Consider the following 25,006-nt stretch of genomic DNA (forward strand, 5'->3'; position numbering starts at 1 on the left):
TGCCGTGCAGACAAACAGGGCACAAAGGCGGCAGGCTAGCTGAAATCGCCGGGAATATGCAGGCGCACTTCGGTGCCGCTGCCGGGCCGGGAGCGGATGCTGATTTCCGCCCCGATTTTTTCCGCACGCTCGTGCATCACGCTCAGGCCGATATGCTGGCCGGGCTCGGCTTCGGCGCGGCTTTCCGGGTCGAAGCCCTGCCCGTCGTCGCGCACGGTCATGGTGAAGCCGTCGCCGTTTTCCAGCAGCACTTCGGCCTGCCGCGCGGCGGCGTGTTTGCGGATATTGGACAGGGCTTCCTGCAAAATAAACAGCGCCTGCGTTTGCTGCTCGCTGTTGAGCAGGCAGTCGCCGCCGCTAATGTGCAGCACCACGGGAATGCCGGCTTGCTTGCGGCTGCGCTCGATTACGCTGCGCACGGTTTCGGCGAAGTTGCCGTATTGCGGTTTGGCGCGGAAATGGTCGAGCAGTTCGCGCACGTCTTCGTAGCAATATTGAATGCCGTCGCGAATCATCTCGATGTTGTCGCGCACGGATTTATCGTCCGGCAATAGCTTGTTTTTACTGAGCATCTGAAAGCGCATATTGATGAACGACAGCGACTGCGCCAAGCTATCGTGCAGGCTGCGGGCGATGCGGCTGCGCTCTTCGAGCACGGCGTTTTGCTGTTTGAGCAGGGTCATGGCGGCGTTTTCGCGGGCAATGCCCAGCTGGGTGCACAACAAACGCATCAAACCGGCGTTTTGCGCGGAAAGCAGCGGCACGGTCGGCTTAGACAGCGCCAGCCAGCCTTGGAAACCGCCCAAGGCATAAATGGGCACCAGCGCCACCAAATCGCCCTCCTCGCCCTGCATCCACACCATATTGCCCGCTTCGCTTTCCTGCTCGGCAGTGTGGGTGTGCGGCAGGCGTTCGGCCAAACCCTCCGGCAAACCGATGGCGCAGGCGGCGGCAAAGCCTTTTTCCGCCTGCCAGAAAATGCCGCCGCCCCCGCTGTGGGAAAGGCGCAGCATCCGCTCCAGAAAGGCTTGTTCCACTTCGCTGCTGAAGCTTTGCTTATGCAGGTAGGAGGTAACGTAATACAGCATTTCCCACTCGCTTTTCTGGCGCGAGAGGGCGGCGGTTTTCTCGGCGACTTTGTCCTCCAGGTGGGCATACATTTCCTGCAGGTTATCGGCCATGCGGTTGAAGCCGTCGGCCACGGCTTCGAATTCATCGCCGGAATTCGGGCTGGCAATACGCGTGCCCAAACGGCCGTGGGTGATTTGGTTCATGGCTTGATACAGCGTGCCGAGCGGGCGCAACACCACTTGCCGCAGCAGGCGGAAGCTGACGGCGGCGGAAAGCAGGATCAGCAGCATCAGCCCGATGCGCCCGCTGCGCAGCCAGCCGATGCTGCGGGTGTTTTGCTCTTCCAGCAGCCGGGCATAGGCGTCGATGCCGGTGTGCAGGCGTTCGGCCTGCTCCAATAGGGCGGCAGTGTCTGATTTCGCGGCGGTTTGCAGCAGGGCTTCGGTGTCGCGGCGCACCTGTTCGAGCTGGCGCGAGGCCGGTTCGTCCCACCAGGTGCAGCACACGGCATGCTGGCTGCTGTCCAGCCCCTTGAACGTGTCTGCCACCTGCTGCACGGGCAGAGGCGCGCCGGGATGTTGGACGGCGGCCATGGTAAGGCGGTGGACTTGGTCGTTCAGCCGTCCGGCCTGGCGGATGGCGCCCGCCCGCTCTTCCAACCGCCAGGTGGCCACCACCGTCATCGACACAAACAGCAGCAAGCCGCCCGCCCACAGCAAAATCGCCGTGAGCAGCCGCGCCGACAGGCTGCGCCGCAATGCATTCTGCGGCGGCAGGCTACCTGAAAACAGCGGCGTTTCGCCGGAAACGATGTGTTTGGGCATGGCGGGCAATCGGATGAATCAATATCGAGCAGGTATTATAGTCGCTTTCCGAAAGAGGCTACCTGAAAACAGTGCGCCCAAACCATTTCGCTATATAATGCCGCTTTCCTTTTCCCGCACCGCCATGAATTACGCCGCCCAGCTGGCCGCCCTCGCCGCCGCCCAAACCGAAACCATCGCCCGCCACCGTTTAGACAACGGCGAAACCGTGTGGCTGCGCAAAGCCGCCCCGCGCCAAGCCGCCTGGCGATACAGCCTGCTCAACGGCCTAGCCAAAGTGTGCCGCCTGGGCGTGCTCACCCCGGTGCCCAATCCCGGCGGTGAGGCCGGCATCGCCATTGAAGCCGGCCGCCTGCGCGAGCTGGCCGAAGCCGGCATTCCCGCGCCCAAACTATTGGCCGTGCAAGAAAATGCCCTCTTGATGAGCCATGTGGGCGAACAAACCCTGCTCATCGCCATCGAAAAGCAAACCGAAGCCGGCAGCCTTGAAGGCTGGCTGCAAGGCTTGCGTGCCATCGAAGCCGTACACCGGCAAAACCAATTCCTCAGCCAAGCCTTCGCCCGAAATATGGTGCTGACCAAAACCGGCGGCATCGGCTTTATCGACTTCGAAGACAACCCCGCCACCGTGCTCAGCCTGCAGCAGTGCCAAAGCCGCGACTGGCTGTGCTACCTGCAATCCACCGCCGACATCCTCCTGCGCGGCGGACTGCTCGATCAGGCAGCCGAACATTGCAAAGCCTGCCTGCAAAGGCAAAATCCCGCTATAATCCGAACCTTGTGCCGCAGCGTGCGCCCCATTTTGTGGATGCGCCGCATCCAATCCGAACGCTGGGGCTGCGACACCCTGCGCCTGGCCGCCCTGGCCGATTTGTTTTACCGCATGGGCGAAATCTGAAACAGATTTTCAGGTAGCCTTTAATCGGCAATAAGAAGGCTACCTGAAAGCTACGCTATTTTTCAGGTAGCCTTAAAGCTTACGTTTCCCACCCCCGACCATCATGCAAACATCCCGCCTCCGCCTCATCGCCGCCGCCCTGTTGGTTTCCGCCCACAGCGCCGCCCAAACCCAAGCCCCCGCCGGTACCCTGGCCTGCACCCAAATCAGCGACCCCGCCGCCCGCCTCGCCTGCTACGACCGCAGCATGGGCGCACAGCTGCCGCCCACCCAGCCGCTGCCCGAGCCCGACGAAACCAAGGCCGCCATCGATATCCAACAAAGCATCGAGCAAAGCCGGGCCGAGAGCACGCCCAAAGTGGTGCTTGCCGAAGCCCCTGCCGCCCCCACCCAGCCGCAGGCCTTCAGCCCGCTCAGCCTCGCCTACGATTTAGACGTCAACCACGAATCCGGCATCCTCAGCGTGCGCGCCCACCGCCCGCTCTACCTCCTGCCCGGCTGGTACAACAGCTCGCCCAACCGCAACCCCTCTTCCCCCGAACACACTTCCGCCATCCCCGAACAGCAGCGCCAAAACCATGTGGAAGCCAAAATGCAGGTTTCCTTCAAAACCAAGCTGCTGCAAGACCTGTTCGGCACCAATGCCGACCTCTGGTTCGGCTACACCCAAGTTTCCCACTGGCAGGTATATAAAGGCTCCATGTCTTCCCCTTTCCGCAACACCGACTACGAGCCCGAACTCTTCCTCACCCAGCCGGTGAAAGCCGACCTGCCCGGCGGCGGCAGCCTGCGGATGCTCGGCATCGGCGCCGTACACCAATCCAACGGCCAAAGCGACCCCCTCTCCCGCTCCTGGAACCGCATTTATGTTATGGCCGGCATGGAATGGGGCAAACTCACCATCGTACCACGCCTGTGGTGGCGCATCCCCGAAAAAAGCAGTGACGACGACAACTCCGACATCAACCGCTACATGGGCTACGGCGATTTGCAACTGTACTACCGCTTCAACGACCGCCAAAGCCTCGGCGCCCTCGCCCGCTACAATCCCGCCAGCGGCAAAGGCGGGCTGCAGCTAAACTACACCTTCCCCATCGCCGGCCGGCTCAAGGGCTACGTGCAGGCCTTCCACGGCTACGGCGAAAGCCTGCTCGACTACAACCACAAACACAACAGCATCGGCTTGGGCGTACTGCTAAACGATTGGGACGGTTTCTAAACCGCACGCTTATTTTTCAGGTAGCCTTTTTATCCAAACAGGCTACCTGAAAATTTATTGCATGATTTAGTGCACAAACAGCCATAAAATGCCAATACCCCTCTCAAACCCATATCCAGCCTGAATTCCGAGCAAATCAGTATATTTAATTTTTATTTTAGTTTCATACCGCTAGCTTTTCGCATTCACATTTACTTACAATCAGGAAAAAGCAGGTTAAATCATAGCATTAGCCTTGCCTTCCCTCTCGAACAGCCCTATAATTCGCCCCGTTAGGTAGTCAGGGATGACTGCTTAACAAGTTTCTCCTCTATTTCTCCTTTGTAGATTTGGCGCATATTTTTCAATATGCGCCGCTTTTTTTGCCCACTTCACCGCATAAATCTTCCCGCTGCTTGGCGCATTCAAATATGAATCAGCCAAACAAACACTTGCCTCCAAATCAACACCAACCGCATATTCCCTATCCGCTGCAGCAAACCAAACCGACGCCATAGCCCAGCGCCCCAAATCGCACTATACTGCCGCCCGTTTTTTATTCAGAGCAACCCATGTCCGCCACCGTGTTTTACCTCTTTCTCGGCTTCACCGCCTTTTCCACCCTGCTGCAACTGCTGCTCTCTTTGCGCCAGAGCCGTGCCGTGCTGCTGCACCGGGGCCGCGTGCCGCGCGATTTTAAAGACGTGATTTCGCTGGAAGAGCACCAAAAAGCCGCCGACTACGCGCTGGCCAAACAGCGGTTTTCGCGTTGGCATATTCTGTATGAAACCTTGCTGCTGCTGATGTTTACCCTCGGCGGCGGGCTGAACCTGCTGGCAGAAACGGCCAACCGCCTCACCGCCTCGCCACTGAACCAAGGCGTGCTGTTGATAGTACTGTTTTCGCTGGCTGGCAGCCTGTTGTCCCTGCCCTTCGCGCTCTACCGCAGCTTCCAGCTCGAAGCCGCATTCGGCTTCAACAACATGACCTTGGGCACTTTTTTTACCGACCAAATCAAAGGCCTGCTGCTGGGCGCGGCCATCGGTATTCCGCTTCTGTATGCCGTGATTTATCTGATGGGCGCGGCCGGAAATGCATGGTGGCTGTGGGTGTGGCTGTTGTGGCTCGGTTTCTCGCTGCTGATGCTGTGGGCGTTTCCCAAATGGATTGCCCCGCTGTTCAACCGCTTCGAACCGCTGGCCGATGAAGACTTACAACAGCGCATCACCAACCTGCTCACGCGCACCGGCTTTGCCAGCAACGGCATTTTCGTGATGGATGGCAGCAAGCGTAGCGGCCACGCCAACGCCTATTTCACCGGCCTCGGCCAAAACAAACGCATCGTGTTTTTCGACACCCTGCTCAAAGGTATGCAGCCGCAAGAAGTGGAAGCCGTGTTGGCGCACGAACTGGGGCATTTCAAACACCGCCACATCGTGAAACAAATCGCCGTGCGCTTCCTGCTCGCGCTCTTAGTATTGTTTGCGCTCGGGCAAATCATCCACTTCGCCGCCGTGTATCACGGTTTGGGCGTGGCCTACCCCAGCCACGCCATGGCGCTGCTGTTGATGATGCTGGTGCTGCCCGTGCTCTCCTTCCCCTTCGCCCCGCTGGGCAGCTTTTCCTCACGCCGCAACGAATTCGAAGCCGACCGCTTCGCCGCCGCGCACACCCATGCCGAAGACCTGATTTCCGCGCTAATCAAACTCTACCGCAGCAACGCCGCCAGCCTGGTGAACGACCGCTGGTATGCCCGCTGGTACGACAGTCACCCCAACGCCCGCGAACGTATCGCCGCCCTGCGGCAGGGCGGGCAAGCTAGCTGAAAGCCTCGACTGACGTATAGTGAATTAAATTTAAATCAGGACAAGGCGGCGAGCCGCAGACAGTACACACGTTACGGCAAGGCGAGCCAACGCTGTACTGGTTTTTGTTAATTCACTATAGCAAGATAAAGGCTACCTGAAAGCGCCACCTTCAGCGCTGCTAAAACAAACCACGTGAGTTTCTGCGCAGCTAACGTTTCAGGTAGCCTTTCCGTATCGGCACCTCACTCAGGCAACCCGTTACCTACGCAAACACCCTATCTATTTAATGACTTCAGCATCGCCTTTACCATTCAATCCCGTTCAAACAAAGGCTACCTGAATTATCAGGCAGCCTTTGTCATTCCCACCCCACCAGCGTACAATTCACATTTTTTTACAGAATCACACGGAATCAAACATGATTGCTTGGACGGAAGCCAGCCGCGCCGGTTTGCTCGGCCGCGCCCATTGGGCGAACAATATTGTGGCAGGCATTATCGTGGGCGTGGTGGCGCTGCCGCTTTCCATAGCCTTCGCCATCGCCACCGGCGTGAAACCCGAGCAGGGGATTTACACCGCCATCGTGGCCAGCGTGATTGTGGCCGTGGCCGGCGGCTCGCGCGTGCAGATTGCCGGCCCCACCGGCGCGTTTATCGCCATCCTCTCCGGCATCACCGCCAAATTCGGCTTCGACGGCCTGCAAATCGCCACTCTCCTTGCCGGCATCATATTGTTGTTTATGGGCTTGTTCCGCTTCGGCGGCATGATCCGCTTCATCGCCATGCCGGTGATTATGGGTTTTACTGCCGGCATCGGCGTAGTGATTTTCGTGGGGCAGTGGGCGGCGTTTTTCGGCCTGCCCAAAGCCGGCGGCGAGCATTTCCACCAACAGCTGTGGTCGCTGCTGCACAGCCTGCCGAACCTGCATCCGGCCACCGCCGCATTGGGGCTGTTTTCGCTCGCGCTGCTGCTGTTGATGCCCAAAGTGCCGCTGCTGCGCCGCCTGCCTTCGCCGATGTGGGTGCTGCTGTGCGCCACCGTGCTGCAAAGCCTGTTCCGCTTCGAGGGCGTGGCCACCGTCGGCTCGGCCTACGGCGCTATTCCGCGCGCCCTGCCACATTTTTCCCTGCCCGCCTTTTCCGCCGCGCAAACCGCCCAGCTCATTCTGCCCGCCTTCACCGTTGCCATGCTCGGCGCGATCGAATCGCTACTCTCCGCCGTGGTGGCCGACGGCATGGCCGGTACGCGCCACAGCGCCAATCAGGAGCTGGTGGGGCAGGGGCTGGCCAACATCATCACGCCGTTTTTCGGCGGGTTCGCCGCCACCGGCGCCATCGCCCGCACCGCCACCAATATCCGCCAGAGCGGCAACAGCCCGCTGGCCGGTGTGGTGCACGCCCTCACGCTGGCGCTGATCCTGCTGGCAGCCGCGCCTTTGGCTGCCGATATCCCGTTAGCTGCGTTGGCCGCCATCCTGTTTCAGGTAGCCTGGAACATGAGCGAGTCCAAACGCTGTATCCGCATCCTACGCCGCGCCCCGCGTGCTGCCGTCGTGTTGTTTTTCATCACTTTTTTCCTCACCATCTTGGTGGATTTGGTGGTGGCGGTAAACATCGGCGTGATTGTGTCCACCCTGCACTTTATCGGCCAGATGGCCAAAGCGGTGGAAGTGCGCAAGGAAGAACACAGCCGCGATGCCGCCGCTCTGCCGGATAATGTGCTGATGTTTATCGTGAACGGCCCCTTCTTCTTCGGCGCGATGGAAAAATTCGAAACCACGCTGGCCGATATCAACACCCAGCCGCGCGCCGTGGTGCTGCGGATGCGCTGGGTGCCCTATATCGACATTACCGGCATCCTCACCCTAGAACGCGTTATCAGCGGCCTGCAAAAACGCGGTATCCGCGTTATCGTTACCGGCGCCAATGAGCAAGTACGCACCGGCCTGGAGCGCAGCGGCATCGTTACCCTGCTCGGCGAAGGCAACTTCATCCGCGAATTCGACGACGCTGCCGCCATGCTGCGCGCGGAAAGTAAGGCTGGAGCGGCAAGTTGATGGAATACCAAACAGGCTAGCTGAAAAGCAAAAATTGCTGCTACATTTTCAGCTAGCCTGCCGCACCCCTGTAAGGCTACCTGAAAATAAAGCAACTCCATCATGTTAGCGGCCAAGCCTCAAACCAAATCTGCCCAAATTATAGTGAATTAAATTTAAATCAGGACAAGGCGGCGAGCCGCAGACAGTACAAATAGTACGGCAAGGCGAGCCAACGCTGTACTGGTTTAAATTTAATTCACTATAAAGGCTACCTGAAACTCAAACTCTGTTTTCAGGTAGCCTACGCTTTTAGCACCCACCCATTTCCCACCAGCCTCACGCCCTCGCTAAAAAGGCTACCTGAAACCCGTTTTGCCGCATAAATTCCTCAGCCGAATACTGCCTGCGCCATCAAGTTATGATACACTTGCGCCTTTCGTTTACGGCCGGTGCGGAAAAACACGCCGGCCAAGTGCAAACTTTTCCGGGCAGGCAGCCGCCTGCCGGCTTGATTAACACCAAAACAAGGTCTTACGAATGAGCGTAACTATTGAAAAACTGGAAGGTCTCGAACGCAGCCTGCAACTGGAACTGCCCTGGGCCGACATCGAAGCAGCCGTGCAAAAACGCCTGCAGGCCACTCAAAAACGTGCCCGCGTGGACGGCTTCCGCCCCGGCAAAGCCCCGCTGCGCATGATCGAATCCATGTATGGCGCGGGCATCCGCGATGAAGTTTTAAACGACAGCCTGCGCCGCAAATTCGGCGAAATCGTGGATGCCGAAGACATCCGCCTCGCCGGTCTGCTCGCTTTTGATGCCGTTGAAGCGCAAGACGACGAAAAAGTATTCAAAGTAAACGCCCGTTTCGAAGTGTTCCCCGAAATCACCGTGGGCAGCCTGGCCGACCAGGAAATTGAAAAAGTGGTGTGCGAAGTGGGCGATGAAGAAGTGGAAAAAACCATCGACATCCTGCGCCGCCAGCGCACCCGCTTCAACCGCGTGGAACGCGAAGCCAAAGACGGCGACCGCGTAATCATCGACTTTGCCGGCACCATCGACGGCATCCCCTTCGAAGGCGGCTCCGCACAAAACTACCCCTTCATCCTCGGCCAAGGCCAGATGCTGCCCGAATTTGAATCCGGCATCCAAGGCATGAAAGAAGGCGAAACCAAAGACGTGAGCGTCAACTTCCCTGCCGACTACCACGGCAAAGAAGTGGCCGGTAAAACCGCCGTATTCGCCATCACCCTGCGCAACGTGGCCGAACCCGTGCTGCCGGAAGTGGACGAGCAATTCGCCAAAGCCTTGGGCATCCAAGACGGCGACGTAGCCAAAATGCGCGAAGAAGTGAAGAAAAACATCGAGCGCGAAGTAACCCGCCGCGTGGAAGCGCAAACCAAAGACAACGTGATGAAAGCCCTGCTGGACGTTACCCCCGTCGAACTGCCGAAAACCCTGGTGCGCGAAGAAACCGCCCGCATGGCCGAGAGCGCCCGCCAAAACCTGGTGAGCCAAGGCATGAAGCCGGAAGACGTGGATTTGTCCGACAGCCTGTTTACCGAGCAGGCCGAACGCCGCGTGGCACTGGGCCTGATTTTGGCCGACCTGGTGGGCAAGCACAACCTGCAGCCGACCGACGACCAGGTTAAAGCCGTGGTGCAAACCTTCTCCGAAAGCTACGAAGATCCGCAGGAAGTGGTGGATTGGTACTTTGCCGACCGTAGCCGCCTGGAAGGCCCGATTTCCATGGCCGTGGAAGCCAACGTGGTGGATTATGTGCTCGGCCAGGCTAAGGTGAACGAGAAAAAACTGAGCTTCGACGAAGTGATGGGTCAGCAGTAATTCAGGCTACCTGAAATTCGTTGCAAACAAAGCACCAAGGCCGTATCCGCCGAGGTGCTTTTTGCCCAAATTATCCCATATAGTGAATTAACAAAAATCAGGACAAGGCGACGAGCCGCAGACAGTACAGATAGTACGGCAAGGCGAGGCAACGCTGTACTGGTTTTTGTTAATTCACTATACAAACGCGAGGAAACCCCATGAACCCCACAATCGAAAACAACTATCTGGTGCCCACCGTTATCGAACAGAGCGGCCGGGGCGAGCGCGCCTTCGATATTTATTCCCGCCTCTTGAAAGAGCGCATTATCTTCCTGGTGGGCCCGGTAAACGACCAAACGGCCAACCTGGTGGTGGCGCAGCTGCTGTTTTTGGAAAGCGAAAACCCCGATAAAGATATTTTCCTCTACATCAACAGCCCCGGCGGCTCCGTTACCGCCGGCATGTCGATCTACGACACCATGAACTTCATCAAGCCCGACGTGTCCACCCTGTGCCTCGGCCAAGCCGCCAGCATGGGCGCCTTCCTGCTTTCCGCCGGCGCCAAAGGCAAACGCTTCGCCCTGCCCAACAGCCGCGTGATGATTCACCAGCCGCTCATCAGCGGCGGCTTGGGCGGCCAGGCTTCCGATATCGAAATCCACGCCAAAGAGCTGCTCAAACTGAAAGCCACGCTCAACCGCCTGCTGGCCGAACACTGCGGCCGCACGCTGGACGAACTCGAACGCGACACCGACCGCGACAACTTCATGTCGGCCGAAGAAGCCCAAGCCTACGGCCTCATCGACCAAGTGTTGTCCAGCCGCAGCGACATCAAATAACCAATGGCTTAATCTATAGCAAGTTAAATTAACTTTCCGCTACAAGGCGGTGAGCCGCAAACAGTACAGAAGTACGGCAAGGCGAACCAATGCTGTAGCGAAAATTAAGTTGGCTTACTATGAAAGGCTACCTGAAAACAAACCGAGTAGATTTTCAGGTAGCCTTTTTGCCGTCCGCATACAACGCATTCATTGCGGCAATATAGTGAATTAACAAAAATCAGGGCAAGGCGACGAGCCGCAGACAGTACAGATAGTACGGCAAAGCGAGGCAACGCTGTACTGGTTTTTGTTAATTCACTATACAAACCCATGCCATAGCAGTTTGCCGGCAATTTCACTATAATCAGTAAGCACCCTCAGCGTGCCGGTATCACTCCCACCCCCCCTCGCGGGAAACCCATCTCAACAGGAGTTCTGCCATGATTTCCATCCGCCAGCAAAACTACGGCCTCAACGTTGCCCTCTACAACGAATTCACCCTTGAAGACTTCAAAACCCTCGAAGCCGCCATCCTCGAGTGCCTCCAACGCGTACACCGCCCCGACATCCTCCTCGACCTATCCCTGTTGCGCGACTACACCATCGACATGGCCGCCGAACAACTGCGTTTCCTGAACAACCACGACAACGACTTCGGCCGCATTGCCATCGTTACCAACGACCTCTGGATACGCCTCTCCGCCCACATTTCCAGCCTGCTCACCCGCCAGCATCCCAAATATTTCAACGATGCCGCCGAGGCCCAGAAATGGCTACTTGCCGACGGCAGCCGCTAACACCATGAGCCAGCCACAAACCCCGCTGCGCGCCCTCCTGCTGCACGGCATCCATATGCACGCCTGGGTGATGCTCCCGCTTGCCTGGCAACTGCGCCGCCATAATATCCACAGCCGCTGCTTCGGCTACTACAGCATCGCCCAAACCCTGCCCCAACACAGCCGCCGCCTCGCCGAAGCCGTCCGCCGCCACTACCAACAGCACAAAGAACCGCTGCACTTCATCTGCCACAGCCTCGGCGGCCTCGTGTTGCGCCGTTTCGCCGCCGACTACCCTGAACTGGTGCGCGGCCGCAGTGTTACCCTCGCCACCCCGCATCTCGGCAGCGAAACCGCCAACCGGCTGCACCGCTACGCCCCTGCACTTATCGGCGGCGCCTACCAGAACGGCCTAGACGGCAATCTCCCTCCCTGGCCGCCCCAGCTCGAACTCGGCTGCATCGCCGGCAACCACCACTTAGGTGTCGGCCAAATCGTCGGCTTGCAAGGCGAAGGGGATGGTACCGTCCTCCTCTCCGAAACCCACCCCGGCAACTGCCGCGACTACCTCATCCTACCCGTCAACCACTCCGCCATGCTCACCGACCCCACCGTCGCCCGGCAAACCGCCCACTTCCTGCGCCACGGCTGCTTTGAGCACGAATTGGAAGAGCACAACAAACCTTAAGCCAACACCGGCCGGGCTCCAACCCCAATCAGGCTACCTGAAAAACCAAAACCCGCTGTTCTCTTATTCAGAACAACGGGTTTCTACTTTTCAGGTAGTCTATTCAGCCAACTGCTAGCACAAGGTTACTGCGCTTTCCAACGGGCCTGTGATTCGCGGATAACGGCTTTGGCTTCTTCAATGTCGCCCCAGTGGCCGACCTTGGTGCTGCCGGGTTTTTTCAGGTCTTTGTAGTGGTTGAAGTGGAATTCGATTTGCTTGATCAGCTGCGGCGGCAAATCGGCCAAAGTCTTGATGGCATTACCGTTGTGGCGGTCGTCGGCAGGCACCACCACTACTTTGTCGTCCACTTCGCCGTCGTCCACGAATTTCATCACGCCGATCACTCTGGCTTCCATGTAGATGCCGGTGGGCAGCGGCAGATCGGTAATAATCAGGGCATCGAGTTCGTCGCCGTCTTCATCGAGGGTTTGCGGGATAAAGCCGTAGTTGGTGGGTTTGGCGAAAATCTGCGGCTCGATGCGGTCGAGTTTCATTGCGCCGATTTTGCGGTCCCATTCGATTTTCTGGTTGGAGCCTTGCGGAATTTCCACCACTACGTTGATGATGCCGCCGTCTACATCGCCAGCGTCGAGAATTTTATTGAAGTCTGCCATGGCTTTTCCTTCTGTGTTTGAACGGTTTGAAAAGCCTGATTATAGCGGCCATCGCTGGCATAATCTATATATAGCCGTTCCAAACGGACAATAATCCCGCCTTCACCTGCTTCGCTGTCACACATGCACCATTCAGGTAAAGGCTACCTGAAAGCAAAACTTCAACGAATCAAAATGTAGCGCGAGTTTCTGCGCCGCTCTAATTTTTCAGGTAGCCTTTGGGCTGGATATAAACTTCATTGCCGAATACTTTGCCGCCTACTGATTGCCGCCACTCAAACGCCTTTTCCCCCGCAGGTTTGCCCGATTTAACCGCCGCAATGCTGGCATAAGAATGAGTGCTGCTTTACAATTCGCTCATTCGGCCTGCAAGCGGCTACTACAAAGGATTTCACGATGGCAAAAAAATATTTCGGCACGGATGGTGTGCGCGGCGAAGTGGGCAAATTTCCGATTACGCCCGATTTCGTATTGAAGCTGGCCTATGCCGCCGGCCAAGTGCTGACCCAGCACGACGATGAAATCAAACCCACCGTGCTCATCGGCAAAGATACCCGCATCTCCGGCTATATGCTGGAAACCGCGCTGGTGGCCGGTTTTACCGCTGCCGGCGTGAATGTTATCCAAACCGGCCCGCTGCCCACCCCTGGCGTGGCCTATCTAACCCGCGCGCTGCGCCTTTCTGCCGGCGTGATGATTTCCGCCTCCCACAACCACTATGCCGATAACGGCATCAAATTCTTCACCGAAGACGGCATGAAGCTATCTGATGAAATCGAGCAGGAAATTGAGCAGCAGCTGGAACAGGAAATGCACACCGTTTCCTCAGACCACCTCGGCCGTGCCAAACGTGTGAGCGGTGCAGACGACCGCTACATCGAATTTTGCAAATCCACCTTCCCCGCCAATATGGACTTACGCGGGCTGAAGCTGGTGGTGGACACCGCCAACGGCGCCGGTTATCACGTAGCACCCAAAGTGTTCCACGAGCTGGGTGCAGACGTGATCGAAATCGGCAATCAGCCCAACGGTTTCAATATCAACCATAAATGCGGCGCCACCTATACCAAAACCCTGCAAGCCGCCGTGCTGCAAAACGAAGCCGACTACGGCATTGCGCTCGATGGCGACGGCGACCGCCTGATGATGGTGGACAAACAAGGCAAAGTGTACGACGGCGATTCGCTGATTTACGTGATTGCCCGCGCCCGCCATAAAGCCGGTTCGCTGGTTGGCGGCGTAGTCGGCACAGTGATGACCAATATGGCGATGGAGCTGGCCTTGGCGCAGCTCAAGATCGAATTCTGCCGCGCCAAAGTGGGCGACCGCTATGTGCTGGAACAGCTGCACCAACGCGGCTGGCAGCTGGGCGGCGAAGCCAGCGGCCACATACTCTGCCTCGACAAACACAACACCGGCGACGGCACCATTGCCGCCCTGCAAGTGCTGGCCGCGCTGCAAACGCTGGATCAGGATTTGGCCGCAGCCGTAGATTGGCTGCCTTTCCCGCAAACCATGATTAACGTGCGCATCAACAAAGGGCAGGATTGGCAAACCGCCTCCGCCGCCGAGCTGAAGGCCGTGGAAGCCGAACTGGCCGGACACGGCCGCGTGGTATTGCGCGCCTCCGGCACCGAGCCCGTGGTGCGCGTGATGGTGGAAGCGCGCGACACCAAGCTCGCGCAGCACTGCGCCGAACGCATTGCCGCCAGCATCCGTCAAAAATAACAGCAACTCACAGGAACACCCACAACCATGCTGGATATTCTAGAAGCCCTGTTCACCCAATACGGCTACGCCGCCGTATTCGTGGTGCTGGTTGCCTGCGGTTTCGGCATCCCCATCCCCGAAGACATCACCCTGATTGCCGGCGGCGTGATTTCCGGCCTCGGCCACAGCAACGCGCACATCATGGTGGTGGTGGGCATGATCGGCGTGCTCACCGGCGACGGCATGATGTTCCTGCTCGGCCATTTCTACGGCGACCGCATCCTCAAAGCCCGCTTCGTCAACCGCCTGATGCCGCCGCACCGCTATCTTCAGGTGCAGGAAAAGTTCGACAAACACGGCAGCTGGGTATTGTTTGTGGCGCGTTTCCTGCCCGGCCTGCGCACCCCCATCTTCATCACCGCCGGCATGAGCGGCCGGATTTCCTTTTGGCGCTGGCTGATTATGGACGGCCTCGCCTCCCTGATTTCCGTGCCCGCCTGGGTGTATCTCGGCCACTACGGCGCCGCAAACAAAGACTGGCTGCTCATGAAAGCCCACCAGTTCCAGCACATCCTCTACGCAATCATCGGCATCGGCGCACTGGTGTTGTTCTACTTCTGGCAGCGCAAACGCCGCCGCCGCCAATTTTTCCACGCCAAGCTGCAGGAAATGCGCCAAGAACGGCAAGCCGAACGCAGCCAACGGCAAAATCAATCTGCCGAATAGCATTGCACCGCATCTTGTTTTTCAGGTAGCCCTAATGGATAAAGGCTACCTGAAAACATATAAACCATCAGACTTCTGCCCGCCACCGGCCTACCCCCCCAAGGCTACCTGAAACATGAAACTTACCCGCCGCCAACTGCTCGGCAGCGCCGCCGCCCTTACCGCCGCAGCCGCAGCCTCCCGCCTAGGCCATCAATACCTCCACCGCCTGCCCCCCGTGCACATCCGCCGCATCGGCCTGCCCTTCGGCCACAAGCTGCGCAACGGCCAAGTTTCCCTTACCCCCCAATCCGAACACCGCTGCCACACCCTCATCCTCGGCAGCGGCGCCGCCGCCCTCTCCGCCGCCTGGCATCTAGCCAAACACGGCCATCGCAACTTCCTCCTCGCTGAAGGCATCGAGCGCAACGGCAACAATGCCGCCTATGTTTCAGGTAGCCTCTCCGCCCCCTCCGGCGCGCACTATTTAGCCCTGCCCTCGCAAGAAAGCGTGTATGTGCGCCAACTCTTATCCGACCTCGGCATCCTACTCGACGGCATCGACCGGCCCGAGCCCCTGTATCGCGAAACCGATTTGGTTTACGCCCCCGCCGAGCGCCTGTATTACCAAAACCGCTGGCAAGATTCCCTGCTGCCGCAAGAAGATGCCGACAGCCGCCGCTTCCACGCCCTCATCGAAACCCTGCGCCGCGCACGCGGCCGCGACGGGCGCAAAATCTTCGCCATCCCCATCGCCCACTCCTCCGCCGACGAAGCATGGCGCCGCCTCGACCAAACCACCTTCGCCGCCTGGCTCGAAAAAGAAAACTACCGCTCCCCCAGCCTGCTCTGGTATCTCGACTACTGCTGCCGCGACGACTACGGCCAAGGCATCGCCCAAGTATCCGCCTTCGCCGGCCTGCACTACTTCGCCGCCCGCGGCCACACCAACGAAGCCGTGCTCACCTGGCCCGAAGGCCTCGCCCACCTTTCCGAAGCCATCCGCCGCCATATCCGCCTGCAAAACATCGACAGGCTACCTGAAACCGCCGAGCTCACCTTCCCCCTGCCCACCGCCATCAACGCCTCCGCCCTGCAAATCAGCGAAACCGATGAAGACGTTGCCGTTATCCTGCGCCACAACCAAAGCGGCCGCACCGCCCTCATCCGCGCCCAAAACGTTATCTGCGCCATGCCCCTGATGATTGCCGCCCGCATCATCGCCCAGCCCCAGCGCTACGGCTTCTCGCCCGACCTGCCCGCCTACGCCCCCTGGCTGGTGAGCAATTTCGAGCTCAACGGCTTCCCCCGCGAAGCGCAACGCAGCGAATTGGCGTGGGACAACGTAGTGCACGGCACCCAAGGCCTCGGCTACGTTGTATCCACCAACCAGCTCATCCGCACCGCCAAACCCGAACACACCATCTTCACCGCCTACACCGCCCTCAACCACGACAGCCCGCAAAACATCCGCCGCTGGCTGCTCAAAGCAGGCGAAGAAGAACTGCTCGCCCACGCCGCCCAAGACCTCGTCCCAATCTACGGCAGCCGCTTCTGGCAACACGTTTCCTCTGTAGACATCGGCATCCGCGGCCACGGCATGAGCGTGCCCACCCCCGGCTACCTGAACCGGCCATCCCTGCTCCAACTGCGCCAACACCATTCCCGCCTCACCTTCGCCCACAGCGACCTGAGCAGCTACTCCGTGATGGAAGAAGCCGTTTACTGGGGCGTGGAAGCCGCCGGGAAAATCCTGTCGCGCTAATGTCGATAGCCCAACCAACCGGCATGAAAAGGCTACCTGAAATTTTTCAGGTAGCCTTTTCAGCCATATGGCCGGAATCATAACTCCTTCATACCAGGCAATAAGCTGCCGACAACACAAACGGTACGGCACAGCAAACCCATGCCGCAGGAGGGCGCATTATTTTCGCCATATTTCGACAGCCAGATTATCCCAACCAGACATTACAGCCGGGTGATGACGCACGTTGTTTATGCCGATATAGCCAGCCGAACCGGCTTTCAATACCAAGCGCCGCAGGCGGTACGGCAATCCGGCAGGGCAACCCAAGGAGGCCGTGAAGGTTTAAATTGGTTTGTCGTATAATCCGCCTGCCTGCCTAAGCAGGCCTGAACAACAAGGAAACCGTTAATGAAAAAATTCATCCCCGCTCTCCTCCTCTGCCTGCCACTGGCCGCCATGGCCGCGCCGGTAACTCATATCCGCACGCAGAAAGACTTCTGCCAAGGCCTGCTGCAAGGCGCAGCGTTTAACCGCTATTTGGAACAAACCTGCGCATTCAACGAAGGCGTAGTGGAGAAAATCACCCAAATCACCGACCGCCAGTGCAAAAACGTATTCACCCCCGCCCAAATCGAAGCACTGCAAAAAGAAGCGGTGGACGATGGCAAAATGCTCCTCAACCGTTACGGCAAAGGCCAATTCTGCCAAGACAACTTCCCAGGCTACCGCGATGCCGGCATACTGATGGAAGAGCTCCGCCAGAGGGGTTTGTAGCCATTTCGGGGCAGGCATAATCCCCGGCTGCCCCGCCATCGAAAAAGGCTACCTGAAAACGGAAAACGGTTTTCAGGTAGCCTTCTCTTTTTTCGGTTGGCAGATTGGCAAAAATCCAGGCAAGGCGGCAGGTATAGTGAATTAACAAAAACCAGTACAGCGTTGCCTCGACTTGCCGTAACGTGTGTACTGTCTGCGGCTCGCCGCCTTGTCCTGATTTTTGTTAATCCACTATAGAAGCAGAGCCAAAGCTTCCAACGCAGAAATTGGGCAAACCAGCTTAACCTTCGCTGCCGCATTGGTTTGCCTTGCCGTATTCCCATACCGCTTGCGGCTTATCTCCTTGCATCGAGATTCGATTTGGCTTGCTATCGCGCTTCGGGGGTGGGGAACACGGAAACCGGCAGCAGCCGACAAGCCTAGCCGCGCGCCTGCCGAATAAATTCTGCCATCAAATCCCGGCTCTTGATGCCGGGCGCCTGCTCCACCCCGCTGGACACATCCAGCCAAGCCGCACCGGTTTGCCGCACGGCAGCGGCTACGTTGCCCAGGTTCAGCCCGCCCGACAAAATCCACGACAGCGGCATGGTTTCGGGCAGCAAGCGCCAATCGAACACCTGCCCCGTGCCGCCGTATTGGCCTTCAATATGCGCATCCAGCAGCAGGGCAGCGGCATCGGCATAGCGTCCGGCCGCCTCGGCAATATCCTGCGCCGAACGCACCCGCACGGCTTTCCAATAGGGCTTGCCAAACTGGCGGCAAAATTCGGGCGCTTCGTCGCCGTGGAACTGCACAATATCAATCGGCACAGTTTCCAAAATCCGACGGATAGAGTCGGCCGATTCGTTCACAAACAGTGCCACTTTAGCCACCTGCGGCGGCAGGGCGGCAGCAATTTCGGCGGCCTGCGCGGCATCTACGCAGCGTTTGCTTTTGGCATAAAACACCAAGCCAACCGCATCCGCACCTAATTCGGCAGCGGCCTGCGCATCTTCTGGCCGGGTGAGGCCGCAGATTTTTATTTTAGGCATGGATTTCCTTTCAGCTATAGACGGGCAATATTTTTCAGGTAGCCTCTTATCAGGAATCAACTTAATAATTTTATTGAGACTTATATTTTTCAGGTAGCCTTGGCATTTTGTAGCACCGCCAGCAGTTTGGCTTCATCCAAATGCCAATGGCAGATTTCCCCGCCCTCATGCAGCAACACCGGCACGAGCTCGTTATACCGCGCTTCCAGCTCCGGATCTTCATCTACATCAAACACCTGCAGTTCAAAACCATACTCTGCCTGATACGGCTGCAGGGCGGCACGCATGTGGTGGCACAGGCTGCAATACTCACGAAACATTAAAGTTAAAACCATCTGATTCTCCTCACCAATCGGGAAACAGCCAAGCGGGTAACGGCGGCGTGGGCAGGCCGAACTGCGGCGGATAGTCGATGCCGGTGAGATACAGCCCGTCGGGCATAAAAGTGGGCGGTGCGAGCTTGCGGCTGCGGGCGGCCAGCAGCCCGGCAAAACCGTCCACACTCAACTTACCGCAGCCCACATACACCAGCGCGCCCATCAGGTTGCGCACCATGTGGTGCAAAAACGCGTTGCCGTGGAAATCCACCGCCATCAATTCCGGCGTGCCGCACAAAGCCACACGATACAAGGTTTTTACCGGCGATTTAGCCTGGCATTCCGCGGCGCGGAAGCTGGAAAAATCGTGCTCGCCCACCAAAAGCGCGGCAGCTTGGCGCATGGCATCCATATCCAAGGCATAATGCGTCCACCCCACACGCCCCACCAACAGCGGCGAGCGCACCGGCGCCGACTGCAACAGATAACGATAACGCCGCCCGCAGGCATCGAAACGAGCATGAAACTCCGGCGCCACATCCTGCACCCGCCACACGACCACGCCTTCGGGCAATAGCGCGTTCACACCGCGCACCCAAGCCTGATCCGGCCGCCGCGCGGCGGAATCGAAATGCACCACCTGCGCGGTGGCGTGCACGCCGGTATCGGTACGCCCGGCCGTTACCACGCTGATGCGTTCCTGCGCCAATTCGCTCAAAGCAGCTTCCAAGGCGCTTTGCACGGTGGCAATGCCGTCTGCCTGCTTCTGCCAACCGAAAAAACGGCTGCCGTCATAACTGACGAATAAGGCACGGCGTTTGATGGGAGATGGATTCATGCTTTTTCAAATTAATTGGTTTTATAGTGACTTAAAACCTCAGAATGGGTCAGGGTGGCAAGTCGCAAACAGTAGATAGTATGGCAAAGCGAGCCGACTCAGCAGCATGCTTAATTGTAATTCACTATAGCTCCGTTGCATCTATGTTTTCAGGTAGCCTGCACATTGGGAAAGGCTACCTGAAAACGAGATAGCGGCACCTACTGGGCAGGTAGGCATAATCACGTCAACGGAATGCCGTGTACGGCAGTGTTACACCTGCCATCCAACTGTTTACCATAAGCCGAAGCTGGCCTACTCTTTTCAGGTAGCCACGATATTGCTTGAGAAGGCTACCTGAAAACGGAAACAACACCGGCAAAAGCTGCCCCGTATAGAAAAACCCGGGCGGAACTGCCCGGGTTGCTGTGGCTGGCCGGATTACTGGCCGATGTCGTTCAACAACTGCTGCGCCTCAGCCTGAATGCTGCTGCCTTCTGATTCGTTAATCAGTTCCATCAGGGTCTGACGGGCAGTATTGGCATCGTCGATTTCCAGATACATTTTAGCCAATTCCAATTTGGCTTCCAGTGCCTCTTTCGGCAGCGGGGCGGCACTAACCGGTTCGGTACGTGCTGCCGGAGCCGGCTGGCTGACTTCCACCGGAGCGGCTTGTGCCGGGGCAGCCGGAGTGCTGTCAAAGTCCAAATTAAAATCCATCACATTGGATGCGGCAGCAGGGGCAGCAGCTTCTTCGGCCACGCTGCTTACGCTTTCAGTATCCAGGCTCGGTACATCGAAGGCAATGGTGTTGTCCATTTCCGGTGCGGCCGGTTGGGCAGGTTCTGCCACTTCAACGGTAGCCGGGGCTTCCGCCTGGAAGGTTTGGGTGGCTGGAGTCTCGTCCAATACCCAATCCAACTCTTCAGGGGCAACCGGCGCAGCCTGCGGCTCAGGCGCCGGCTGTACGGGAGCTTGAGCCGAGGCAGGCTCTTCAGCGGCAAAGTTCAGCCAGTCGTCATCCGAGGCGGCAGGTTCGGCAGCGGCAGGCGCAGCCGGGGCGGCAGGCTGTTCGGATTCTTCCAACCAGCTCCAGTCATCGGCTTCGGCTTGCTGGGCGGCCGCTTCAGTGCTGGGCGTGCTGCCCAGTTGCTGCTGTTCGTCCAAGTAGCTCAAATCCAAGCCCAAATCCTGTTCGCTCACCGTTGCAGGTTGTGCTGCGGCAGGGGCAGCCGGTTGGGGAGCCGGAGCGGCGGCAGTCGGCACAACAGTCGGAGTGGAGGACAGACTATCGGAATGGTCGGTCACATTTTCAAAATAGAGGCCATCGTCATCATCCTCATGGTCGTCACCACGGGCAGGAGCAGCACCTTTACGGCGACGGTTCATCAAGAGATAAGCCAAGCCACCCAATGCCAACAGGCCGCCACCACCGTAGAGTGCCATCTGGGTGATGTCCATGCCCTCTTCTTCCATCGGCGGGGTTTCCACCACCGGCGGGGCAACCTCAACCGGAGGTGTTTCCACAGCCGGCTCGGACACCATCATATCGGAGGCCTGCTCAGGCTGGCTGACACCCATATCGGGCAGAGCGGCAGAAGCCGGCGTTTCGGGAACTGTGTCGCTAGCCACAGGCGGAACGGCAGGCTGCTGTTCTTGAGGCTGCTGCTGAACCGGTGGCTGGGCGGGCTGCGGCGGCTGAGCAGGCTGCTGCGGTTGTGCTTGTTGTTGAGGTTGTTGTGGCTGTGGTTGCGTCGGCTCAACAGGTGGTGCGGGGGGCGCAGGCGGTGTAACCGGCGGAGTCGGTTGGGCTTCTACCTGCGGCTGTTGGCGTGTCGGAGCGGTATCCGCTGCCGGGCGTTCTTCCTGTGCACGGGTGCTTACGCGGCGCGGCGGATTGTGTGCCAAACGGCGCAGGGTATCGCCGTCAGGGATGGTAAGGGTAGCGCCGCGATACATCAAATCTGGGTTGCCGTTACGGAAAGCACGCGGGTTGGCAGCCACCAAGGCGTTGATGGTTTGACGCAAAGTCATGCCGGCCGGTTTAACACGTTGTGCAATATCCACCAGCAATTCGCCATCTTTAATTTGATAGCTTTCCCCGCTAATCTGCACCGGTGCTTCGCGTCGGTTGGCAGCGCGGCGGTGCCGTCTAGATTCAGCGGAATGGCGACGGCCAGGCTCAGCTTCAGCACGGCGCTCGTGGCGTGAACGGGCGCTGCCGGAGGCATGGTAATCCCGGGGATCCAGCATGGCAGTATATTGGTGGTTTTGATTCCCCACACCCAACCAGAAAGTCATCACCGGTTCTTTAATCGGTGTTCTGGAGCGCAGGCGAATAACGGCACGGTCACCGCTTCGGCGCGATACCGTGGCTTGCAGGTCGGCACCGTTGATGGTTGGCTTGGCCGAAGCCAAAGCACGCGCCTCGTCACCCGTTACCACCACCGTGGCAGAAAACGGCTCGTTCAAGCGTGACTGAACCTGCAGGCCGCCCAAAGCGGCATGGGCACCAACAGAGGCTGCCAAACTCAGTGAAGCCGCGATCAGCTTCATTTTATACTGCTTACAAAACATCAAATCCCCCTTACAACCTAAAGTAATGCACAACTAACCTTCTGAATAAACAGAGAAATACAGAACCAAGTAAGCAAAATTCCGGCCTGAAAGCTGCTGTCGTGCAACGGATTAAAATCTCTAAACCTAGGTATCATATCGTTTATTTCCTATTTATGCCAAGCCATTTCTGCTATTTAGCCCGATTTTCTATACAGGAATGAAACATTTTTAATTATTTAATAGACCCCCATTTATATTCTGGCATATTTACACTGTTGCCAATACATACCCCCAATCCCCGGCTTTTCGATATTGTAAGTGCAGAATTTCCATATTTGCTTTAAGATAAACACCCAATCTCGCACTTGCCAATGACCGGATACAAAATGATGCAAGCTGTGGGCAGCCAGGCAAATTTATCTACAGATTAAATGGCGGCAAACGCCTTTGCCTAATTTTCCGAATTTATTGATCAAGAGAATACCGAATATGTTGTTCATGCTGATGGCCTCCGATGTGGCCGACTCCACTGAAGCCAGATTAGCTGCCCGCAGCGCTCATTTGGCCAGACTGGAAAAGCTGGCCGAAGCCGGCCGGCTGGTTTTGGCCGGTCCCTGCCCCTTGCCCGAGGGCGAAACCGGCTTTTCAGGTAGCCTTATCGTGGCAGACTTTGCCTCTTTAGACGAAGCTGAAGAATGGGCGGGGCAAGACCCCTATGTGGAAGCAGGCGTATATGCCGAAATCCTCATTCGCCCGTTTAAGAAAGTGTTGCCTGCATGAGCGCGCAAACCATCCGTCAGCGTTTGGAAGCTGCCTTTTCTCCCAGCTTGCTCGAACTGGCCGATGAGAGCCATTTGCACATCGGCCACGCCGGCAACCAAGGCGGCGGACATTACCGGGTTCATATCGTCAGTACCCAATTTGCCGGCATGAACCGCATTGCCCGCCAACGTACCATCCAACAGGCATTGCACGATTTATACCCCTCCCAAATCCACGCACTGAGCATCCGTGCGCAAACACCGGAAGAATACCAGCCGGGAAATCCTTTATAATCCGGCTATAACCATTTTGAACTTGAGGACGACAACATGAAACAAACTTCACTCGCACTACTGCTGACCACTGCTTTGGCTGCTGCCCCGCTGGCTGCTCAAACTGTTGTAACCGTAAACAATACCCGCATCGACAGCTCCGCAATCGACCAGCAGGTGAAGATTATTAACGAACAGAGCAACGGCCAGGTGGCCGACACGCCGGAACTGCGTGAAAACATCGCCCGCCGCCTTGTTACCCGTGAACTGATGATTCAAGAATCACGCCGCCTGCGCCTAAACGAAAGCCCCGAATTCAAACAAATCATCGAACGTGCCCGCACCGATGCCCGCACCAGTGGCGAAGACCGCAAACCCACCTTCCGCCAAGATTGGGAAACCTTCGAAGGCAACGTAACCGCCCAAGCCCTGGTGGCGCACATCCTGCGCTCTAATCCTGTAACCGAAGCCCAAGTGCAGCAGGCTTATCAGGAAATCACCAACCGCTATCACGGCACGCAGGAAGTAAAACTCGGCGAAATCATCCTCAACAACCGCGATAACGCCCAAAAAGCCATAGCCGATCTCCGACGCGGCCGCCGCTTCACCGATGTTGCCCGCCAATACACCATCGACACGCAAAGCCGCGCCAACGGCGGCATCAGCCCCACCTTTACTCCGCTGAAAGATTTGGAAGAAGGCGCACCCATGGTGTACAACGCTGTGAAATCGCTCGGCCAGGGCAAATTTACCGAGACTCCGGTGGAAAACAACGGCATTTTCGCCATCTTCTATATGGAAGCCAAACGCCCCGTTCGCGTACCGCCGTTTGCCCAAATGAAACCGCAAATCCAACAAGATTTGCAAAACCTGCTAATCGAGCAAGAAATTGCCCGCCTCTACCAGCAGGCCAATATCCACTAAACACTTAAGCATTATCTAGATTAGAAAAGGCTACCTGAAAACTTTCAGGTAGCCTTTTATAGTGAATTAAATTTAAACCAGTACAGCGTTGGCTCGCCTTGCCGTACTATTTGTACTATCTGCGGCTCGCCGCCTTGTCCTGATTTAAATTTAATCCACTATAATCATGCCCAAACGCTTACAGGAAAATGCGACAGAAGTCTTTGAGCAGGTTGGCCAGGAACATGGTGAAACGCATACCCGCTGCGCCGTCGATCACGCGGTGGTCAAACAATAGGCTCAAGAGGCACATCAGGCACGGTTTGCAGACAGAACCGTTCCACGCTGATTCCATCTACAATTTGCCCACACCCGAGAGGCTACTTTTAGGATTCATAATTATTAGTCAATTAAAATCAAAATAGGACAGTAGCGCATCGTCAAATCGGGCGTAATCAGACAATACGGTTCGCAGATACCGCTTAATATTCGCCCACACCTTCTCAATCGGGTTGAGTTCGGGTGAATAAGGTGCAAGAGGCAATACCTTATGTCCCAATTTTTCTGCCATTTCCCGTAAGACACCCATACGGTGAAATCGTGCATTATCTAAAATAATCACCGATTTTTGAGTCAATGCGGGCAGTAGGCATTGCTGAAACCACGCTTCAAAAAAGACGCCGGTCATCGTATTTTGATAAACCATCGGAGCAATCAGCCGGTTGCCGACTTGTGCGGACACCAGAGATAAGCGTTGGTATCTTTTTCCACTTATCTGCGCTTTCACTATTTGCCCTTTCGGGCTGA

Annotated in this window: 22 protein-coding genes and 2 pseudogenes; 15 read left to right on the forward strand and 9 right to left on the reverse strand. The window is 57.4% G+C overall.

Annotated features, from left to right (window positions below):
• Positions 1 to 35: 35 nt before the first annotated feature.
• Positions 36 to 1,895, reverse strand: coding sequence for a histidine kinase (locus A7Q00_RS06605; RefSeq protein ID WP_064089802.1), 1,860 nt, complete (start codon positions 1,893 to 1,895; stop codon positions 36 to 38).
• A 97-nt stretch (positions 1,896 to 1,992) separates the two neighbouring features.
• Here A7Q00_RS06605 and A7Q00_RS06610 point away from each other — a divergent pair, with 97 nt between their 5' ends.
• A complete protein-coding gene (locus A7Q00_RS06610; RefSeq protein WP_082887776.1) occupies positions 1,993 to 2,793 on the forward strand; it encodes a BUD32 family EKC/KEOPS complex subunit in 801 nt (266 codons plus the stop codon).
• Between the two features lie 103 nt (positions 2,794 to 2,896).
• Complete coding sequence (locus A7Q00_RS06615; protein WP_064089803.1) at positions 2,897 to 4,012, forward strand: phospholipase A; 1,116 nt, start codon at positions 2,897 to 2,899, stop codon at positions 4,010 to 4,012.
• A gap of 294 nt (positions 4,013 to 4,306) precedes the next feature.
• Here the strand turns inward: A7Q00_RS06615 and A7Q00_RS13495 are convergent, their stop codons facing one another.
• Positions 4,307 to 4,507, reverse strand: coding sequence for a hypothetical protein (locus A7Q00_RS13495; protein WP_156503764.1), 201 nt, complete (start codon positions 4,505 to 4,507; stop codon positions 4,307 to 4,309).
• A 56-nt stretch (positions 4,508 to 4,563) separates the two neighbouring features.
• Here A7Q00_RS13495 and A7Q00_RS06620 point away from each other — a divergent pair, with 56 nt between their 5' ends.
• The 6 genes from A7Q00_RS06620 to A7Q00_RS06645 all read left to right on the forward strand — a co-directional run bounded on the left by A7Q00_RS06620 (position 4,564) and on the right by A7Q00_RS06645 (position 11,946).
• The gene (locus A7Q00_RS06620; protein ID WP_064089804.1) at positions 4,564 to 5,817 is read left to right on the forward strand and encodes a M48 family metallopeptidase; all 1,254 of its coding nucleotides are present in this window, start codon (positions 4,564 to 4,566) and stop codon (positions 5,815 to 5,817) included.
• A 400-nt stretch (positions 5,818 to 6,217) separates the two neighbouring features.
• Positions 6,218 to 7,855 (forward strand): SulP family inorganic anion transporter, encoded by a 1,638-nt coding sequence (locus A7Q00_RS06625; protein ID WP_064089805.1) that lies wholly within the window; start codon positions 6,218 to 6,220, stop codon positions 7,853 to 7,855.
• A gap of 519 nt (positions 7,856 to 8,374) precedes the next feature.
• Positions 8,375 to 9,679: a trigger factor gene (gene tig, locus A7Q00_RS06630; protein ID WP_064089806.1), complete on the forward strand. Its 1,305-nt coding sequence runs from the start codon at positions 8,375 to 8,377 to the stop codon at positions 9,677 to 9,679.
• A gap of 200 nt (positions 9,680 to 9,879) precedes the next feature.
• Positions 9,880 to 10,500 carry an ATP-dependent Clp endopeptidase proteolytic subunit ClpP gene (gene clpP, locus A7Q00_RS06635; RefSeq protein WP_064089807.1) on the forward strand — a complete coding sequence of 207 codons (621 nt, stop codon included), beginning with the start codon at positions 9,880 to 9,882 and terminating at the stop codon, positions 10,498 to 10,500.
• A gap of 422 nt (positions 10,501 to 10,922) precedes the next feature.
• Entirely contained in the window at positions 10,923 to 11,279 is a 357-nt protein-coding gene (locus A7Q00_RS06640) for a SpoIIAA family protein (protein WP_023887131.1), read from the forward strand.
• A gap of 4 nt (positions 11,280 to 11,283) precedes the next feature.
• Entirely contained in the window at positions 11,284 to 11,946 is a 663-nt protein-coding gene (locus A7Q00_RS06645; RefSeq protein WP_064089808.1) for an esterase/lipase family protein, read from the forward strand.
• A gap of 125 nt (positions 11,947 to 12,071) precedes the next feature.
• Here A7Q00_RS06645 and A7Q00_RS06650 read toward each other — a convergent pair whose 3' ends face one another.
• Positions 12,072 to 12,602, reverse strand: a complete 531-nt coding sequence (locus tag A7Q00_RS06650) for an inorganic diphosphatase (RefSeq protein ID WP_003824323.1) — start codon at positions 12,600 to 12,602, stop codon at positions 12,072 to 12,074.
• A 396-nt stretch (positions 12,603 to 12,998) separates the two neighbouring features.
• Here A7Q00_RS06650 and glmM point away from each other — a divergent pair, with 396 nt between their 5' ends.
• The 4 genes from glmM to A7Q00_RS06670 all read left to right on the forward strand — a co-directional run bounded on the left by glmM (position 12,999) and on the right by A7Q00_RS06670 (position 17,538).
• Positions 12,999 to 14,330: a phosphoglucosamine mutase gene (gene glmM / locus A7Q00_RS06655; RefSeq protein ID WP_064089809.1), complete on the forward strand. Its 1,332-nt coding sequence runs from the start codon at positions 12,999 to 13,001 to the stop codon at positions 14,328 to 14,330.
• Positions 14,331 to 14,357: 27 nt separating this feature from the next.
• Entirely contained in the window at positions 14,358 to 15,038 is a 681-nt protein-coding gene (locus tag A7Q00_RS06660) for a DedA family protein (RefSeq protein WP_064089810.1), read from the forward strand.
• Positions 15,039 to 15,153: 115 nt separating this feature from the next.
• Positions 15,154 to 16,782: an FAD-dependent oxidoreductase gene (locus A7Q00_RS06665; protein WP_064089811.1), complete on the forward strand. Its 1,629-nt coding sequence runs from the start codon at positions 15,154 to 15,156 to the stop codon at positions 16,780 to 16,782.
• A gap of 390 nt (positions 16,783 to 17,172) precedes the next feature.
• Positions 17,173 to 17,538 carry a hypothetical protein gene (locus A7Q00_RS06670; protein WP_064089812.1) on the forward strand — a complete coding sequence of 122 codons (366 nt, stop codon included), beginning with the start codon at positions 17,173 to 17,175 and terminating at the stop codon, positions 17,536 to 17,538.
• Positions 17,539 to 17,957: 419 nt separating this feature from the next.
• Here the strand turns inward: A7Q00_RS06670 and A7Q00_RS06675 are convergent, their stop codons facing one another.
• From A7Q00_RS06675 to A7Q00_RS06690, 4 genes are all read right to left on the reverse strand, one after another.
• Positions 17,958 to 18,569: a phosphoribosylanthranilate isomerase gene (locus A7Q00_RS06675; RefSeq protein ID WP_064089813.1), complete on the reverse strand. Its 612-nt coding sequence runs from the start codon at positions 18,567 to 18,569 to the stop codon at positions 17,958 to 17,960.
• 89 nt (positions 18,570 to 18,658) lie between these two features.
• The gene (locus tag A7Q00_RS06680; RefSeq protein ID WP_064089814.1) at positions 18,659 to 18,904 is read right to left on the reverse strand and encodes a glutaredoxin family protein; all 246 of its coding nucleotides are present in this window, start codon (positions 18,902 to 18,904) and stop codon (positions 18,659 to 18,661) included.
• A 10-nt stretch (positions 18,905 to 18,914) separates the two neighbouring features.
• A complete protein-coding gene (gene truA, locus A7Q00_RS06685) occupies positions 18,915 to 19,724 on the reverse strand; it encodes a tRNA pseudouridine(38-40) synthase TruA (protein WP_064089815.1) in 810 nt (269 codons plus the stop codon).
• 420 nt (positions 19,725 to 20,144) lie between these two features.
• Positions 20,145 to 22,259, reverse strand: coding sequence for a FimV/HubP family polar landmark protein (locus A7Q00_RS06690; RefSeq protein ID WP_064089816.1), 2,115 nt, complete (start codon positions 22,257 to 22,259; stop codon positions 20,145 to 20,147).
• 492 nt (positions 22,260 to 22,751) lie between these two features.
• Here A7Q00_RS06690 and A7Q00_RS06695 point away from each other — a divergent pair, with 492 nt between their 5' ends.
• Genes A7Q00_RS06695 through A7Q00_RS06705 form a run of 3 tightly spaced genes read left to right on the forward strand, consistent with a single transcriptional unit; the run spans position 22,752 to position 24,220 of the window.
• The gene (locus A7Q00_RS06695) at positions 22,752 to 23,042 is read left to right on the forward strand and encodes a YciI family protein (RefSeq protein WP_003824304.1); all 291 of its coding nucleotides are present in this window, start codon (positions 22,752 to 22,754) and stop codon (positions 23,040 to 23,042) included.
• Positions 23,039 to 23,317 (forward strand): BolA family protein, encoded by a 279-nt coding sequence (locus tag A7Q00_RS06700; protein WP_064089817.1) that lies wholly within the window; start codon positions 23,039 to 23,041, stop codon positions 23,315 to 23,317. Before A7Q00_RS06695 ends, A7Q00_RS06700 begins: the two co-directional genes overlap by 4 nt.
• A gap of 36 nt (positions 23,318 to 23,353) precedes the next feature.
• Positions 23,354 to 24,220, forward strand: a complete 867-nt coding sequence (locus tag A7Q00_RS06705) for a peptidyl-prolyl cis-trans isomerase (protein ID WP_064089818.1) — start codon at positions 23,354 to 23,356, stop codon at positions 24,218 to 24,220.
• 178 nt (positions 24,221 to 24,398) lie between these two features.
• On the opposite strand, the pseudogene A7Q00_RS14050 reads toward A7Q00_RS06705, so the two are convergent.
• Positions 24,399 to 24,554 (reverse strand): annotated as a pseudogene (locus A7Q00_RS14050) (2-oxo acid dehydrogenase subunit E2); the annotation flags it as partial.
• 51 nt (positions 24,555 to 24,605) lie between these two features.
• Positions 24,606 to 25,006, reverse strand: a pseudogene (locus A7Q00_RS06710) (IS630 family transposase); the annotation flags it as partial.

This window comes from Eikenella halliae (assembly GCF_001648475.1).
GTDB lineage: Bacteria > Pseudomonadota > Gammaproteobacteria > Burkholderiales > Neisseriaceae > Eikenella > Eikenella halliae.